18 protein-coding genes are annotated in these 14,971 nt (G+C 71.0%); 2 read left to right on the top strand and 16 right to left on the bottom strand.

Annotated features, from left to right (window positions below):
• Nucleotides 1–7: 7 nt before the first annotated feature.
• The 8 genes from KF910_RS06355 to KF910_RS06320 form a co-directional block, all read right to left on the bottom strand.
• Nucleotides 8–814 carry a response regulator gene (locus KF910_RS06355; RefSeq protein WP_292259724.1) on the bottom strand — a complete coding sequence of 269 codons (807 nt, stop codon included), beginning with the start codon at nt 812–814 and terminating at the stop codon, nt 8–10.
• 64 nt (nt 815–878) lie between these two features.
• The gene (locus KF910_RS06350) at nt 879–2,180 is read right to left on the bottom strand and encodes an adenylosuccinate synthase (protein ID WP_292259722.1); all 1,302 of its coding nucleotides are present in this window, start codon (nt 2,178–2,180) and stop codon (nt 879–881) included.
• Between the two features lie 72 nt (nt 2,181–2,252).
• Nucleotides 2,253–3,404 carry a phosphoserine transaminase gene (locus tag KF910_RS06345; protein ID WP_292259721.1) on the bottom strand — a complete coding sequence of 384 codons (1,152 nt, stop codon included), beginning with the start codon at nt 3,402–3,404 and terminating at the stop codon, nt 2,253–2,255.
• A complete protein-coding gene (locus KF910_RS06340) occupies nt 3,401–4,324 on the bottom strand; it encodes a DnaJ C-terminal domain-containing protein (RefSeq protein WP_292259719.1) in 924 nt (307 codons plus the stop codon). Before KF910_RS06340 ends, KF910_RS06345 begins: the two co-directional genes overlap by 4 nt.
• Nucleotides 4,325–4,393: 69 nt before the next feature.
• A complete protein-coding gene (locus tag KF910_RS06335) occupies nt 4,394–8,119 on the bottom strand; it encodes a baseplate multidomain protein megatron (RefSeq protein ID WP_292259717.1) in 3,726 nt (1,241 codons plus the stop codon).
• Nucleotides 8,119–8,571 (bottom strand): peptidase P60, encoded by a 453-nt coding sequence (locus tag KF910_RS06330; protein WP_292259715.1) that lies wholly within the window; start codon nt 8,569–8,571, stop codon nt 8,119–8,121. Before KF910_RS06330 ends, KF910_RS06335 begins: the two co-directional genes overlap by 1 nt.
• Nucleotides 8,568–9,224 (bottom strand): DUF2163 domain-containing protein, encoded by a 657-nt coding sequence (locus KF910_RS06325; protein WP_292259714.1) that lies wholly within the window; start codon nt 9,222–9,224, stop codon nt 8,568–8,570. Before KF910_RS06325 ends, KF910_RS06330 begins: the two co-directional genes overlap by 4 nt.
• Before the next feature lie 3 nt (nt 9,225–9,227).
• Entirely contained in the window at nt 9,228–9,842 is a 615-nt protein-coding gene (locus KF910_RS06320; RefSeq protein WP_292259712.1) for a DUF2460 domain-containing protein, read from the bottom strand.
• Nucleotides 9,843–9,936: 94 nt separating this feature from the next.
• Here KF910_RS06320 and KF910_RS06315 point away from each other — a divergent pair, with 94 nt between their 5' ends.
• Nucleotides 9,937–10,425, top strand: a complete 489-nt coding sequence (locus KF910_RS06315) for a DUF805 domain-containing protein (protein WP_292259711.1) — start codon at nt 9,937–9,939, stop codon at nt 10,423–10,425.
• Here KF910_RS06315 and KF910_RS06310 read toward each other — a convergent pair.
• From KF910_RS06310 to KF910_RS06275, 8 genes are all read right to left on the bottom strand, one after another.
• Complete coding sequence (locus tag KF910_RS06310; protein ID WP_292259709.1) at nt 10,422–10,952, bottom strand: phage tail tape measure C-terminal domain-containing protein; 531 nt, start codon at nt 10,950–10,952, stop codon at nt 10,422–10,424. The two genes, KF910_RS06315 and KF910_RS06310, sit on opposite strands and share 4 nt — an antisense overlap.
• A complete protein-coding gene (locus KF910_RS06305; RefSeq protein ID WP_292259707.1) occupies nt 10,945–11,127 on the bottom strand; it encodes a phage tail assembly chaperone in 183 nt (60 codons plus the stop codon). Before KF910_RS06305 ends, KF910_RS06310 begins: the two co-directional genes overlap by 8 nt.
• A complete protein-coding gene (locus KF910_RS06300; protein WP_292259706.1) occupies nt 11,124–11,405 on the bottom strand; it encodes a gene transfer agent family protein in 282 nt (93 codons plus the stop codon). Before KF910_RS06300 ends, KF910_RS06305 begins: the two co-directional genes overlap by 4 nt.
• Nucleotides 11,402–11,821 carry a phage major tail protein, TP901-1 family gene (locus KF910_RS06295; protein ID WP_292259704.1) on the bottom strand — a complete coding sequence of 140 codons (420 nt, stop codon included), beginning with the start codon at nt 11,819–11,821 and terminating at the stop codon, nt 11,402–11,404. Before KF910_RS06295 ends, KF910_RS06300 begins: the two co-directional genes overlap by 4 nt.
• Nucleotide 11,822: 1 nt before the next feature.
• Nucleotides 11,823–12,236: a DUF3168 domain-containing protein gene (locus KF910_RS06290; protein ID WP_292259703.1), complete on the bottom strand. Its 414-nt coding sequence runs from the start codon at nt 12,234–12,236 to the stop codon at nt 11,823–11,825.
• A complete protein-coding gene (locus tag KF910_RS06285; protein ID WP_292259701.1) occupies nt 12,233–12,532 on the bottom strand; it encodes a head-tail adaptor protein in 300 nt (99 codons plus the stop codon). Before KF910_RS06285 ends, KF910_RS06290 begins: the two co-directional genes overlap by 4 nt.
• 14 nt (nt 12,533–12,546) lie before the next feature.
• Nucleotides 12,547–12,813, bottom strand: a complete 267-nt coding sequence (locus KF910_RS06280; protein WP_292259699.1) for a head-tail connector protein — start codon at nt 12,811–12,813, stop codon at nt 12,547–12,549.
• A 150-nt stretch (nt 12,814–12,963) separates the two neighbouring features.
• Nucleotides 12,964–14,199: a phage major capsid protein gene (locus tag KF910_RS06275; protein WP_292259698.1), complete on the bottom strand. Its 1,236-nt coding sequence runs from the start codon at nt 14,197–14,199 to the stop codon at nt 12,964–12,966.
• Between the two features lie 117 nt (nt 14,200–14,316).
• On the opposite strand from KF910_RS06275, the gene KF910_RS06270 reads away from it, so the two are divergent.
• A complete protein-coding gene (locus KF910_RS06270; protein WP_292259696.1) occupies nt 14,317–14,874 on the top strand; it encodes a hypothetical protein in 558 nt (185 codons plus the stop codon).
• The last annotated feature ends 97 nt before the right edge of the window (nt 14,875–14,971 follow it).

Raw genomic sequence — 14,971 nt, 5'->3', positions numbered from 1 at the left:
CCGCGGCTCAGGCCGATTTCGTCCGAGGCTCGGGCGCACTGATGGCCAGAAGGGTCGCGATCGGTCCGGCCAGGGCGGGCTTGCTGACCTGTCCGGACGCCACGCACGATTCCAGGGCGCCCGCCGCCGCGGCCAGGGGCGCGTCCGAGGTCTTCAGCGCCAGGGCCTTCAGGGTCTCCGCCTGCTGGCGGACGGCGCGCACGGCCTGGGCCGGGTCATTGTCGAACTGCGCCAGGGCCGCCGCCAGGATACGCAGGGCCTGGTCCTTCGCCGCAGCCGTCGCCTCGGCGGCGGTCCTGGGCGCATCGGCCTGACGCTTGCGCTCGCCGGCGTAATCGCCGGAGTTGAACCGGCGCCGGTCCGGGCCGACATAGCCGACCGCCTCGACCCAGTCGCGCGGCTTCAGGGCCACGTTCTCGATGCGGCGGAACAGGTCGGCGGCCGTGAAGGGCTTGCACAGGAACTCGTGCACCCCGGCGTCGCGCGCGCCCTTGATGGTGCTGGCGGTCGCCTCGGCGGTGACCATGATGATGGGCGCCTTGCGGCAGGTCAGGTCTGATCGGCGCATGCGCCGGGCGAAGGCTTCGCCGTCAAGGCGCGGACCGCTGCGCTCCAGGATCACCAGGGTCGGCTCGCACTCCCGCGCCAGGCCCATCAGCCGGCGGTCGTCCGCCTCCAGGAAGACATCGCGTGCGCCCAGATTCTTGATGATGTCGACCAGCAGCTTCACCGCGGCGGCGTTGGGGTCCGCCACGACCACCCGCTTCAGAGCGGGCGCCAGACGTTGCAAGGCTTTGGAATCGGCGATGAACACGGGACGGCTCCTACAGGCAGCCTTTCTGCCCCAAACCCGTTAAGGGCGCGTTGAACGGCTCAGATCAGGCCGCCCCCTGGAACGGATCGCGCATCAATATGGTGTCGTCGCGTTCCGGACTGGTGGACAGCAGGGCGACCGGCGCCCCGATCAGCTCCTCGATCCGCCGCACATATTTGATGGCGTTGGCGTTCAGGTCCTTGAAACTGCGGACCGAGGCGGTGCTCTCGCGCCAGCCTTCCAGTTCCTCGAACACGGGCTCGGCCGCCGCCTGGTCCTTCAGGCTGGACGGCAGATAGTCCAGCACCTGCCCCCCGACCCGATAGCCGACGCAGATCTTCAGCGTCTCCAGCCCGTCCAGCACGTCCAGCTTGGTCAGGGCGATGCCGTCGATGCCGTTGATGGCCACCGACTGCCGCACCAGCACCGCGTCGAACCAGCCGCAGCGCCGGGCCCGCCCCGTATTGACCCCCACTTCGCGCCCGACGGTCGCCAGGTGTTCGCCGATGGCGTCGTTCAGTTCGCAGGCGAACGGCCCTTCGCCCACCCTTGTGGTGTAGGCCTTGACGATGCCCAGCACATAGCCGACTCCCCGCGGCCCCAGGCCCGACCCCGCCGCCGCCTGACCCGCCACCGTGTTGGAGCTGGTTACATAGGGATAGGTGCCGTGATCCACGTCCAGGAAGGCCCCCTGGGCGCCCTCGAACAGCACCCGCCGCCCATCCCGACGCGCCTCGTCCAGCAGCCGCCACGCCGGCCGGGCGTAGGGCAGGATGCGCGGCGCGATCTCCAGCAACTGATCCAGCAGGACCTCGGGATTGATCGGTTCCAGCCCCAGTCCGGCGCGCAGCGGGTCATGGTGCGACCGCAGCCGGTCGATCTTGACCTTCAGATCGTCAGCGTCCGCCAGGTCGCACACCCGGATCGCCCGGCGACCGACCTTGTCCTCATAGGCCGGGCCGATGCCGCGTCCCGTGGTGCCGATCCGGGCGCCGGGCGCCTTGGCCGCCGCTTCGCGCGCCACGTCCAGCGCGGGATGGATGGGCAGGATCAGGCAGGCGTTGTCGGCGATCGTCAGGGTCTGGGGCGAGATGCGGACCCCCTGGGCCTCGACCATCTCGATCTCGCGTACCAGATGCCAGGGATCGACCACCACCCCGTTGCCGATGATCGACGGCTTGCCCTGAACCACCCCCGAGGGCAGCAGGGCCAGCTTGTAGACCTTGCCGTCCACGACCAGGGTATGGCCCGCGTTGTGGCCGCCCTGGAACCGCACCACCACATCGGCGCGGTTCGACAGCCAGTCGACGATCTTGCCCTTGCCTTCGTCGCCCCACTGGGCGCCGACCACCGCCACGTTCGCCAAGGTTCACGCTCCCGCTGATTGCGGGCCGCAGCCTATAGCGGGGGAATCGCCCCCTGTCCCGTCGCGGCGTATTTATTCCGCCATCGCCATCGCGAACGCCCAGTCCAGCCACGGCGTCAGAGCCTCGATATCCGCAGTATCGACCGTGCATCCGCACCAGATTCTCAAGCCTGCCGGGGCGTTGCGGTGGCTTTCAACGTCGAAGGCCGCGCCTTCGGCTTCCAGAAGGGCCTTCATCCGCCGCACCAGGGCCTGACGGTCCGTTTCTTCCATAGCCAGGACGCGGGGATCGACGATCTTCAGGCAGATGGAGGTAGTCGATCGCGTCTCCGGCGCCTGCGCCAGCCAGTCGATCCAGCCGGTCCGTTCGACCCAGCGGCCCAGGGCCGCCGCATTGGCCTCGGTGCGCGCGATCAGGCCCGCCAGACCGCCGACGCTGACCGCCCATTCCAGGGCGTCGATCCAGTCCTCCAGCGTCCAGACCGAGAAGGTGTTGATCATCGAGCCCCTGGCCAGGGCGCGGTCGAACCCGGACCCGTCGCGCAGTCTCAGCACCTTGGGCACCGGCCGTGGCGGCGCATAGAAATCCAGCCGTTCCATCGCTCGCGGCGACAGGGCCGCGACGCCCAGCCCCGCCTCTCCGCCCAACGCCTTCTGGAATGAGAAGGTCACGACATCCAGCCGGTCCCAGTCCAGGGGCATGGCGAAGGCGGCAGAGGTGGCGTCGCAGATCGCCAGTCCCCTTCGATGACGGGCGATGAAATCGGCGTTCGGAACGCGCACCCCCGACGTGGTCCCGTTCCACGGGAAGACCAGGTCCTTGTCCGGATCGACCCGGCTCAGATCCGGCAGGTCGCCCCAAGGCGCCGCCAGGATTTCCGGCTCCAGCTTCAGGTGGTCGCGGATGTCCGCCGCCCATTGCAGGCCGAAATTCTCGAACGCCAGCACCTGCACCGGCCGCGCGCCCAGCATGGACCACAGCGCCGCCTCCACCGCCCCGGTGTCGGACCCTGGCGCATAGACCAGGGCCCAGTCGTCCGGAACCTCCAGAACCTGGCGCGTCAGTTTCAGCCCGTGGGCGAACCGCGCCACCACCTCCGGCGCGCGGATGCCTCGGCCCAGCAGATCGTGATTCAGAGCCTGGGACGACCACCCCGGCCGCTTCGCCGTCGGCCCCGAGCTGAACCAGGGACGCCGCGGCTTCTGATTGGGCTTGGCGATCATGACGTCTCGGCGTTTTTCGCCCGCCAGGTCTCGGCGTATTTGACCAGGGCCGCGTCATGCGGGTCCGGCAGGGTCACCACCAGCTTGGCCAGCAGATCGCCGCGCCGCCCACCGACATGGCCGCCGCGCCCCTTCAGCCGCAGGACCTTGCCGGAGTTGGACCCCGCGGGCACGGTCATCGAGACTCGCCCTTCCGGCGTCGGCACCATCACCTTGCCGCCCAGGACGGCGTCGGGCGCCGCAATCGGCAGGTCCATCACCAGGTCCGCCCCCTCGCGCCGATAAAGCGGATGCGGCGCTATCTTCAGCTCGATCAGGGCGTCGCCCGCCTGGCCCAGCCGGCCCGGCGCCCCCTGCCCGCGCAGCCGGATGACCTGGCCGTCGCCGGCGCCCTTGGGAATGGTCACGTCCAGGGTGCGCCCATCCGAGAACTGGATGCGTCGCGTAGCCCCGGTGATTGAATCCTCCAGACTGATCTCCAGGGTGGCGCGCACGTCCTGGCCCTTGGGCGTGAAGTCCCTCGCGCCGCGCTGACGACCCTGACCGCCGAACATCCCGAACAGTTCGTCCAGGTCGATGTTCTCGAAATTGCCGCGCCCGCCCGGACCGCCGGCCCCGCCGCCGAAGCCGGAAAAGCCCCCGCCAGGACCGGCCCGACCGCCCCCAGCGCCGCCACCGAACCCCCGGAACTGCTCGCGCCCGTCGGCGTCGATCTCGCCCCGGTCGAACTTGGCGCGTTTGTCCTTGTCGCCCAGCAGGTCGAAGGCGGCCGTCACCCGCTTGAACCGTTCCTCGGCCGCCTTGTCGCCCGGGTTCTTGTCGGGGTGCAGGTCCTTGGCCAGCTTGCGGAAGGCCTTCTTGATCTCCTCCGCGCTGGCGGTCCTCGCCACGCCCAGTTCCTTGTAGGGATCGCCGGCCACAGTCGCTCCATTCCACAGGGCTTCGACCCTCAGTTAAGCCATGCGATCCCGGTTCGAAAGGGCGCCCGTTCAACCCGCCAGAGACATGCGCGCCGGCGGACCCCAGCCCCAGCCGGCGCCCCACTGGTTGACCTCGACCCGGGCCGTCGCCAGGCCCACCGGAAAGTCCGCCGCCCGCTGGACGGCGGTGTAGGTCAGGGCGTCGTCCTCGACCTCCACGACACGCCGTTCGATCACTCCGTCCAGGAACCGGACCCGGAACCAGCCGACAGTCTCGTCCCCGCCGTTCTCGTCCCAGGCGTCGCCATGCACCCTCCGACGCGGGATCCAGGACAAGGTCCAGTCCGGTGCGCCCGTCGCCACCCTCAGATGCGCCGGCGTCCACGGCCGATCATGAACCCCGCGGATTGTCGTTTCCAGCGTGCTGGCCCCCGGTCCTCCCGGCGGCGCTCCGGTGGGCGCTACCCTGACCATCAGGGGCAGGCCCCGCTCATTGCGGCCGATGTCCAGCCTGACCAGAGCCTCATCGGCCAGTATGGCTGTCGCCCCGATCTCGGCGCCGGCTCGCATCTCGACGTCCGTGCCGCCCAGAGCCCGCAGCAACCCACTCAGCCGCCACCGATCACCGCCCAGGGGAACCGCCTCCAAGAAGCCGACGACCTCCCACCCGACCTCCGTCTCGACCAGAATCCGGTTCTCTCCCGACAGGACGGCGGCGCGGCTCCGGCTCTGGGGCGCGCCGCCCTCCAGCCGCGTCTCCAGCACATTGACCCGGTCCCAGCGGCCCAGGACACCGGACTCCAAAGGCCTGGTCAATCGGCCGACCGTCGCCGGCCGGCGCGCCTCCGCGCGCGGTCTCAAGGCTGAGGCGTCGGCGCCCGCATGGACCGTCATGGCGCGCCACGGCTCCACCGCCACCGCCGCGCGCGGACGGGCGTCATCCTCCTCGCCTGGCGTCGCGGGCAGATCCAGCACCACGGCGAAGGGCGCGCCCGACAGGACGGGTGTCTCGGGAATCGGAATCTCCGGCGCCCCGAGCAGGGCGGCAACCGGCGTGACGCGGCGGCGCACCGTCGCGCGCGGCGTCTCTTCCAGGGCCAGGGACTCGACCCGCCACACGCCCTCCGCCCCGGGAAACCGCACCAGATCCCCGCCTTCCAGCGTCAGAGCCGCCGTCGGACCCATCCTCACCGTCCGGCTCTCGGCCTCGCCCCCGGCCGCCAGGGCGACCGCCGCCACTCGCTGCGCCTGTTCCGCGCTGCAAGCCAGCGGCAGGTCGATATCGACGCCCCCGCCGCCCGCGGCCTGATCGGCCCTCATGACCACCGACGCCGTCTGATGGTCGGCCGCCGCGTCGGCGTATCGGACCCGCGCCGTGGCCGGCCGTTCGTCTAGCCGCCGATCCCGGGTCATGGCCTCGCCCGTCTCCGGCAGGGCCAGGTCGTCGTCGGCGAGGGTCTGGACCATGGCCTCCTGCCCGATGACAGCCACCCGCCCGTCCCGCTCCACCACCACCGCGTCCGTGGCCTTCAACAACGGCTCCAGCGCATCGCGCGTCGCCATGGGGCGGTCGATGACGAATCCGGTGACCTCGCCATCCACCCCCTCGATGGTGAAGTCTTCGTCGGTCAGTCCGCCCCGCCTCAGCACGGCGGCGATCATCGCGGCCACATCCCCCACCATCCGGCCGTTCAGCCAGTGGCCGGTGCGCCAGGCCGGGGCGTCGGCCCAGACGTCCCGTCGCGCGGGAAACGCCGGATAGGGCCGCGCGTCCCAGCACCAGGCGTCCATCGCCGCCACCATCCGCCCGCCATAGACACTGGACGTCGGATTGTTCGCCGGTATGCGAAAATGACCCAGCACGGCCTCCAGCGCGCGCCTCTGCATCCGGTCGCTGCGCTGTCCGGTCGAATCGGGCGGCAGGGCGCTTTCGCTGCTCTTGGGGTCGTGGAACAGATTGGGCGCATTGCCGCCGCGATCCACCGCGGCGCAGCCGAACTCGGTCAGGCGGATGGGCTTCATGCGCGGCGTCCAGGCCGTCGCGACCGACGCCCGGGCGCCCCCGACCCTGTCATAGTGGTGGTGGCTCCACCAGCCGATCAGGTCCTTGGGCCGGAACACCCAGTGTTCGCCATGGGCCGGGTCCGCGATCGGCGTCCGGTCCTGGGCCGCCCTGTCGCCGGGGCTAGCGTAGAACCAGTCGAACCCATCGCCGCCCGCCACCCCGTCGGCCAGATAGGCCCGGTCCGCCTGATCGGACGCCACCGCCGCATCCAGCCCGCCGTCTCCCTCGCGCCAGTCGGTCAGAGGCGGGTACCAGTCGATGCCGACATAGTCGATCTGCGGATCGGCCCACAGCGGATCCAGGTGAAACCGCACCTCGCCGCCGCCCGACTGATGTCCGAAATATTCCGACCAGTCGGCGGCGTAGGACAGCGTGACCTCCGACCCGACTATGCTCCGGCACTCGGCCGCCAGCGCCTGATAGGCGGCCACGGCCGGATAGCCGCCCTCCGCGTCCCGCGTCTGGGTCAGGCCCCGCATCTCCGACCCGATCAGCAGACCGTCGGCGCCCGTCTCCGCCGCCAGGCCGGCGTAATGCAGCGCCAGTCGCTTCAGGCCCCAGGTGTCGGCCGCGCCGAAGATCGCCGCCACCTGTTCCGACGCCGTCTCGCCGTCCTCGCCCCTGATGCGGCCGCGCCAGGGATAGGCCGAAAACGCCTCACCCTCGGTTGGTGTCTCTTCTGGCCCCGGCATATCCATGAACACGAACGGATACAGGGTGACCTCCAGTCCCCGGATCTTCAGGGCCGTCACCGCCTGACGTACGCTCTCGTCGGAAGGCGTGCCGCCATAGGCCGGCGTGTCCTCGATGCGGCTGATCAGATGGGCGTCCTCGCGCGTCAGGCCGGCGACCTCCCAGACCCCGCCCTCCGTCATCTTCTCGCGGCTCTCCACCCCCGGCATGACCTGGCAGTCGGCCGCGTCCAGCGAGGTTCCGAACCATCCGACCACCAGGCTGACCCGCTTCAGGTTCGGGCACTGGCTCATCAGCTGGTCCAGGGAGACGGTAAGATCCGTCGCGCTCTGACCGCCGTGCACATTCTCCGCGACCGCCCGGGTCAGGCCCTCGCGGCGCATCACCACATCGGTCGCCAGCACGAACTCCCCGGCCCCGGGGATCAGGCAGACCCCCTCCAGCATCTCCTCAAGCCCATCGCCCTGGGGCCGGCGCAACACCTCGAAACTCAGCTGCGGCGGCCGGTTGCCATAGGGACCAAGGGGCAGGTCCTCGAACACCACATAGGCCGTGCCGCGATAGGCCGGCGCCGCGCCTTCGATGGCTTCGATCAGGGGATCCGGGGTCTGCGCCGCGCCGCCGCGATGGATCCGCACCGTCACCCCGCTCAGGTCCATCAGCCGCCCGTCGGCCCAGATCCGCTCGATGGCGTCGATCTCGCCCTCGCACACCGCCACGGCGAAGCTCAGGGAATAGGCGCTTTCCGAGGTCCGTGGCCCGCCCTTGCCGCCACCGCTCTCGCGCCGCTGTTCCAGAAAGCGCGCGGCCCAGATGATCTGCCCGGCCACCCGCATCCGGCCCAACACACAGGCCATGGGCGCGCCGTCGGCGGTCGACTGCAGCTTCAACCCCTCCAGCCGCGGTCCCGTCCGCCGCGCCGGCAGGACGGCGCCCAGAACGGCCCGATCCGCCACGGCGCCCAGGGTGGCCCCGATCGCCCGGCCCACGCCGCCGCCCAGGGCCGCGCCCACGCCGCCCAGCATCACCTGCACCATCAGTCCTGCTCCTCGTCCGGGCGTTCGGGCCAGGCGAAGACGGCCGCCAGCCTTCGGTGCCACCACGGCCCCATCCAGCTCTCGACCACCGCCCGGCCCCAGTAGGCGTGGATCATCCGCCACTCCGGCCCGCCCACCTCGCTGATCACGGCGCAGTGCTTGACCGGCGAGCCCTCGCTCATACGGAACATGGCCACGTCGCCCGGCGCCGCCGCCCCCAGCGGCCGGGGTTTCAGCCACCGCCTCGCCGCCTCCAGCATCTGTTCCTCGCCCCCCACCTCGGCCCAGTCGGGTCGATACGGCGGGGGCGTCTCGGGCTCGGCGCCCATCACCTCGCGCCAGACGCCGCGCACCAGGCCCAGGCAGTCCGCGCCCACGCCCCGCGCGCTGGCCTGATGCCGATAGGGGGTGCCCAGCCAGCCGCGCGCGGCCCTCACCACATCCAGCCTCATCCGCGTCGGCTCCCGCCGTCGTGGCGCCCGCCCTCGGCCGGAAAGGCCGCCAGATAGTCGTCGCCCGGGATGTCCGGGAAACCCTGGAAATTGGCGCCGTTGTCGAACGTCCCACGACAGGTCGCCCAGGTCTTGTCGCAGTCGCGGCCCGGAAACAGGCTTCGGTTCACCCCGCAGCGCGCATCGCCCAGCACCGCGTCGCACAGCCGGCCATAGGTCCGTCCGACCACCCGCTCCAGCACCGCGGCCGGTCCGTCCAGGTCCGCGACGAAACCCTCGCCCTCGCGCCGGATGCGCCGAATGCGCCCACGCCACAGCCGCACCTTCAGGTCCGGCCGTTCCCAGTCCACGCGCCACAGTTCGATCTCGGCGCCGTCGTACAGCCCGGCCACGATGTCGGCCTCGGTCAGGCCGCCGTCGTCCAGCCCGCCCGAAGCCGAGGCCGCGCCGCCCTGGGTCCCGATCCCGGTTTCGGACACCCCGGCTGTCCAGCCGCTGGCGGCCCGGCAAGTCACCCCGCCGACGGCCAGGTCGCGGTCATGATCGGTGAATCCCATGACGGCCCCATCGGCGCGGGTCAGCCGCCAGACATGGCACAGGGTCGCCGCCCCGCTCTCGATGCGGGCGGTCATCTCTTCCGGAAGGATGCGCATGGCTCAGACCCGCACCTCGATCAGCGGAACCGCGGCCAGCCGCCCCGCCCCGAAGGTCTCCAGGGTGATCTCCAGCCGGTCGGTGTCGAACCGCACCGGGGTGTCGAAGGCGAAGCCCGCCGTCACCGCCACCCCGGACCCCGGCGCCGTCGCGAAGGTCAGGGCGCCCGTGGCGGGGTTCACGTCCCAGCCGTCCGCGACCTCAGCCCCGGCCAGGGCCGCCCTGACCGACCCCGCCACCGGCTTGATGATCGTCCGCTCCATGTCGCCGGAAGCCTTAACCAGCTGGAATATCTTGCGGCTGCCGTTTCCGGTTCCCAGGCTCTGGTCCGTCGCCGTGATCGCCGCACCCGGCGCGCACGATTTGAAGTCCGTGAAGTCCCGGAACCGGAACCCGTACAGCCGCCCTCGCCGCGCCTCGAAGAAGGCCGTCAGTTCGGCCATGTCGTCCAGCGACCTCAGACCCGCGCCGATCAGATAGCGCCGCCGTCCATGCGCCCATGGGCTGGACCGGCGCTCGAACCCCGACGCCAGGGTGACGACCTCGGTTCGCCGCTCCACCCCGCCGGTCGATCCGAACGACAGGCGCGCGGGCAGCCGCACTTCATGAAAGGCCATGCCTCATCCGTTTCTGTTTCGCTTGTTGAGCGAGCGACGTTCGTCCATGCTCGCCTGATCGGGGCCGCGCCCCTTGCATCGCCGGGAGGGGCCGATGACCACCGAACCGTCCACCCAGATTCAGTCGTTCGACTGGCAGGGCCTGCTGTTTCAGTTCGAAGGCCGCACGCGCCGATCCCATTTCTGGATCGGCTGGCTGATCCTGCTGGGCGTCGGCGTCGTGGCCGGCTGGATACCCTTCCTGGGCTGGCTGCTGTCGATCACCCTGATCTGGCCGAACCTGGCCATCGGGGTGAAACGGCTCCACGACATGGGCCATACCGGCTGGCTGATCCTCACTCCCTGGGTCGTCAGCACCGTGGGCGTGATCGTGGGGATCAGCATGATCGGCTTCAGCGCCGTCATGAACGCCGCCGCCCTGGATCAGGGCGATCCGCTCGCCATCATGGGGCTGATCGGCCCGGCGTTCGGGATCTTCGCCCTGCTGCTGCTGGTCAATCTGGGCTTCCTGCTGTGGATCGGACTGACCGACAGCCAGGCCGGCGCCAACCGCTTCGGCCCCAATCCCAAGACGCCGGCCTAGAGGCCTCGCGCGCCCAGGGCCACGGCGCGGGCCAGGCTCTGGGCGATCTGGGCTTCGGACCTCAGCAGGGCGTCCGCGCCCCCGTCGATACGCACATTGACCGTCACCCCGGCGCCGGCGCCGGCTGGCTCGATCATCCCGCCCGTGGCCGGCCGAAACACCTCTGGCCCCCGCTCGCCGACCAGATAGGCGCCGCCGCCCAGCACCAGCCCGCCCTCGGCCCGGGCGCCGCCGAACAGTCCGCCGACCGCCTGGGCCACCGCCGCCGACAGTCCGCTGCCCCTGCCTCCGACGGCCGCGCCCACCGCGTTCAGCACCGCCCGCGCCAGTTCGTCCAGGCTCAGCCGTCCGTCCGACGCCGCCCGCGTCAGGGACCGCGCCAAGCTCTGCCCCGCCCGTCCGAAGGCCGCCTCTATCGCGCTCGCGGCCCGTTCGGCCGGTTCACGCAGTGACTCCAGCGCCGCCGCCGCCTCGGCCGCCTTCTCAGGCACGGCGTCCAGCCCATCGGGCCTGAATTCCTCACTCATCCGGCCACGCCTCCATCATCCGTTCCAGATCGCTGCGCCCCATCGGCCCGGCCCCGGCATGGCCCTCGGTCAGCAGCCGCCATTCGCGCACCGACAGCCGCCAGAACGCCTCGGGCCCGATGCCCAGCACCAGGGCTGTCCGCAGCAGGCCGCCCCAGTCGGCGCGCCCCGTCACGCCGCCGCCGCGAAGGCTCTGGCCACCGCCTCGGCCGCCTCGCGCGGATCGACCGCGCCGGGATCGACATCCGTCTCTCCCCCTCCGCGCAGCAGGGCGCCCAGCACCGCCTTCAGATCCCGCGCCGACAGCCGCCGCATCCGTTCGGCCAGGCCGTCCAGCCCCTCGACCTCCAACGCCGTCTCGATCTCGGCCAGGGCCCCCAGAGTCAGACACAGCCGACGCCGCTCCCCGCCCAACACCGCCACGGCCTCGCCCCTGGCGCCATTCACGCTCATGCCGCCGCCGTGAAGCCGATCTCGCCGGCGCTGGACAGGGTCATGGCGAAACTGGCCTCGCCCTCGTGCTCGCCCGCATACTCCAGGGCCGAGACTAGGAAAGGCCCCTCCAGCACCCCGAAGTCCGGCACCGTCAGGCGCCAGCGCCGCGCTTCCTGGGCGAAGAAGGCCTCCCGGATCCGGGCGTCCGACGCCGCGTCGCGAAACACCCCCTGGCCCGAGACGGACGCCGACTTGACCCCCGCCCCCGCCAGCAGCTCGCGCCACCGCCCGGCGCTGTCCGCGTCGGTCACGTCGGCCGTCTTAGCGTTCAACGAAATGGTCCGCGCCCGTACTCCCGCCACCGTCGTGAACACCTCGGGCGCGCCGCCGTCGCCGATCTTCAGCAGCATGTCCCGGCCCTTCTGTGCGGCCATGTCAGTCCTCCGTTTCCTCCGTCACCGCCCTCAGGCGGATGACGGCGTATGTTCGTTTCAGGTCCGGCGCGCGGAACACGTCGCTGAAGGTGGCGCGCAGATTGATCGTCCGCACCCCGTCCGCCTCCAGCGTCGCCTCGTGCAGGCTGGCCCGCACCGCCGCGATCACCGCTCGCGCCTCCTCCGTCCCGCCGAAGCGCGAGATGCAGGTCAGGCTGATCCGATGCTCCACGCCGCAATCCCCGGCGGCCACCGGCCGGCTTTCCGCCCGGCCGACGATCAGGTGGGGCCACTGGCGTTCGGCCGGCGGCTCGTCCCAGATCCGCGCCGGATGACCCAGCAGGGCCTGCACCGTCTCATCGGCCTTCAGGCGCGCGATCAGCGCCTTCTGCAGCGCCGCCTCATGGTCGATCATCGGCTGCGCTCCAGGTCCAGCGCCATCCGCCCGGCCGACGCCGCCTCGACGCCCCGCACGGTCCAGTCCGCCCCGCCGAAGCGCAGCACCAGTCCCTCGGCCAGGCGCCCGTCTGCCCGGCAACCGGCCTGCATCGTCTCCACCCAGCGCGCCGGCAGGCCCGCCTCGCTGCGCTCGCGCCGCCGCCTCGCCGCACAGGCCAGCCAGACCATCCCGACCGGCTCATAGCTGACGGTCCGCCCGCCATAGGGCGTCTCCGTCTCCACCGGCCGCTCGATCCGGGCCAGCATCCGCATCGCGCCCGGCCCGCTCAAAGCCGCACCACGCGATAGGGCGCGATCCAGGCCTCGACCGGCGCGATCGGCATCTCGGTCTCGTCGCGCTCATAGGCGCGCAGCGTCAGCATCAGGATCGCCAGCCTCAGCGGCGCCGGAGAGACGGCGGTCAGGCTCAGGCCCACCTCCCCCTCAACCCGCGCCCTGGCGGCGTCGATCAAGGTCTGGATCAGCCCGTCCTCCGCCTCGTGCTCGACGCGCAGGAACAGCTTCGCCTCCGTGAGGGTCACGGGTGCGGTCATTTGGGTCTCGCTTTGCTCGATAGTGGCGAGTGGCGAGTGGTCAGTGGCGAGTGACCGCCAATCCCATCCCGCCCCTCGCCCGTCCACGCCGACGTCAGCGGCGAGCGGTCCTTGCTCGCCACTCGCCACTGACCACTCGTCACTCCGCGTCTAGGACGCGGCGAACTTCATCACCTTGATGGCGTCGAAATTCTGCACCCCGCCGCCCACGCGCTTGGTCGTGTAGAACAGCACATAGGGCTTGGCCGAATAGGGGTCGCGCAGCACCCGCACCCCCGCCCGATCCACGATCAGATAGCCGCGCTGGAAGTCGCCGAAGGCGATCGAGAGGCTGTTGGCCGCGATGTCCGGCATGGTCTCGATCTCGGTGACCGGATAGCCCAGCAGGCTGGAGCTGTCGCCGATCCGCGCCGCCGGCTGCCAGATGTAGTTGCCCTCGCCGTCCTTGAATTTCCGCACGGCCGAGACGGTCTTGCGGTTCATCACGAAGCGGCCGTTCGGCCGGTACTGGGCCTTGGGCGCATAGACCAGGTCGATCAGCTTGTCGGTCGGATTGCTGCTGGCGAAGGCGCCGGCCTGACCGGAGGCCACATAGCCGATCTCGCCCCAGGCCTGGCTGGCGTCGGCCACGGTGGTGTAGCTCAGGAAACCCTTGGGCTTGTTGGTCCCGTCGCCGGTGACGAAGGCCGTCGTCTCCTGGGCGGCGAAGGCGTCCTCGACCTCGCCCGCCAGCCATTCGTCCAGGTCCACCAGGGCGTCGTCCAGCAGGTTCTGCGTCGCCGCCGGGCTGGCGTAGAGGTCCGCCGCCGGGAACTCCAGCAGCGCCAGGGTCGCCGGGTCCGTCTCCGGCCGCGCCGCCGTTTCGGCGACCCAGCCAGAGGCGATGCCCGCCGTCGACACCGGCTTCTTGAACACGCCCGCGCCGACCGTGCGCACCGTGGCGATCTCGCGCATCGGCGACGCCGCCATCAGGCGCCGTTCGATGGCCCGTTCCGTCTCCGGCGGCACGACATAGCCGGCCGAGTTGGACGCCGACGACAGGCCCGCCTTCAGCTCCAGCCCCCAGTCCCCGCGCGGCGCCGCGCCGCTCTTCAGATAGCCGTCCCAGGCCGCCTTGGATTCCGGCGCCGTCACCGGCACGGCCGTGCCGGTCAGTTCCGGCCGGCGCGCCTCGCTGGCCATGCGGTCCAGCCGCGCCTGGGCGCCGCTGACGGCTTGGTCGATGCGCGCCACCTTCTCCTCCAGCAGCGTATCGGCCGCCGCCTTCTTCTCGATCTCGGCCAGGCGGGCGTCGTTCGCGCCCTTGAAGGCCTCGAAGGCCGCCATCATCTCGTGCATGGCGGCGCGCTGGCCCGGCGTGGCCGGGGCCTGTTTGGTCTCTCTCATTGCATCTCCGCTGTGTTCCAAGGCGCCGGGGCGCCTCATCCCGCCGGTGACCGGCGTCTGGTCTGGCGAGCATCGAAAAGCTCGGCCATAGTCCTCCCGACAGAGGGAGGAGATCTCATGCGCAACGCCCTGTTCGCCGCCGCCGCGGCCGCCGTCCTTTCGGCCGGCCAACCGGTCCTGGCCCAGGATCAGGCCCCGGCCGCCGCGACGACCGCCGTCCAGGCCAACCCCGCCGACGTGGAATCGATCGAGGCCATCCTGGCGGCCGTCTATGACGTCATCTCCGGCGACGCGGGCCAGGCGCGCGACTGGGACCGTTTCCGGTCCCTGTTCCATCCCTCGGCCCGGCTGATCCCCACCGGCATCCGCCCCTCGGGCGAAGCCGTGGCCTCATTCGCCAGCCCGGAGGACTACATCACCCGGTCCGGCCCCGCCCTGATGCAGGGCTTCCACGAAAAATCCATCGCCGACCGCGTCGAACGGTTCGGCCATATCGCCCACGTCTGGTCGACCTACGAGGCCCGCCGCCAGGCCGACGACGCCGAACCCATGCTGCGCGGGATCAACACCTTCCAGCTCTGGAACGACGGCCAGCGTTGGTGGGTCATGAACATCCTCTGGCAGGCCGAATCCGACGCCTACCCCATCCCGGCCGAATATCTGCCGCCTCAGTGAGGCCCTGACAGGCGCTGCGACTTGGAAGCGGACGTCCGCGCCCGCCCCTGGCCTGGTCTTCGCAGCGCCCAACGCAGGAAAAGCCACTGAACGCCCG

Source organism: Brevundimonas sp., assembly GCF_019636155.1.
In the GTDB taxonomy this organism is placed as follows: Bacteria; Pseudomonadota; Alphaproteobacteria; order Caulobacterales; family Caulobacteraceae; genus Brevundimonas.
The sequence above is the reverse complement of the archived record's forward strand: the minus strand, read 5'-3'. Positions and strand labels throughout refer to the sequence as shown.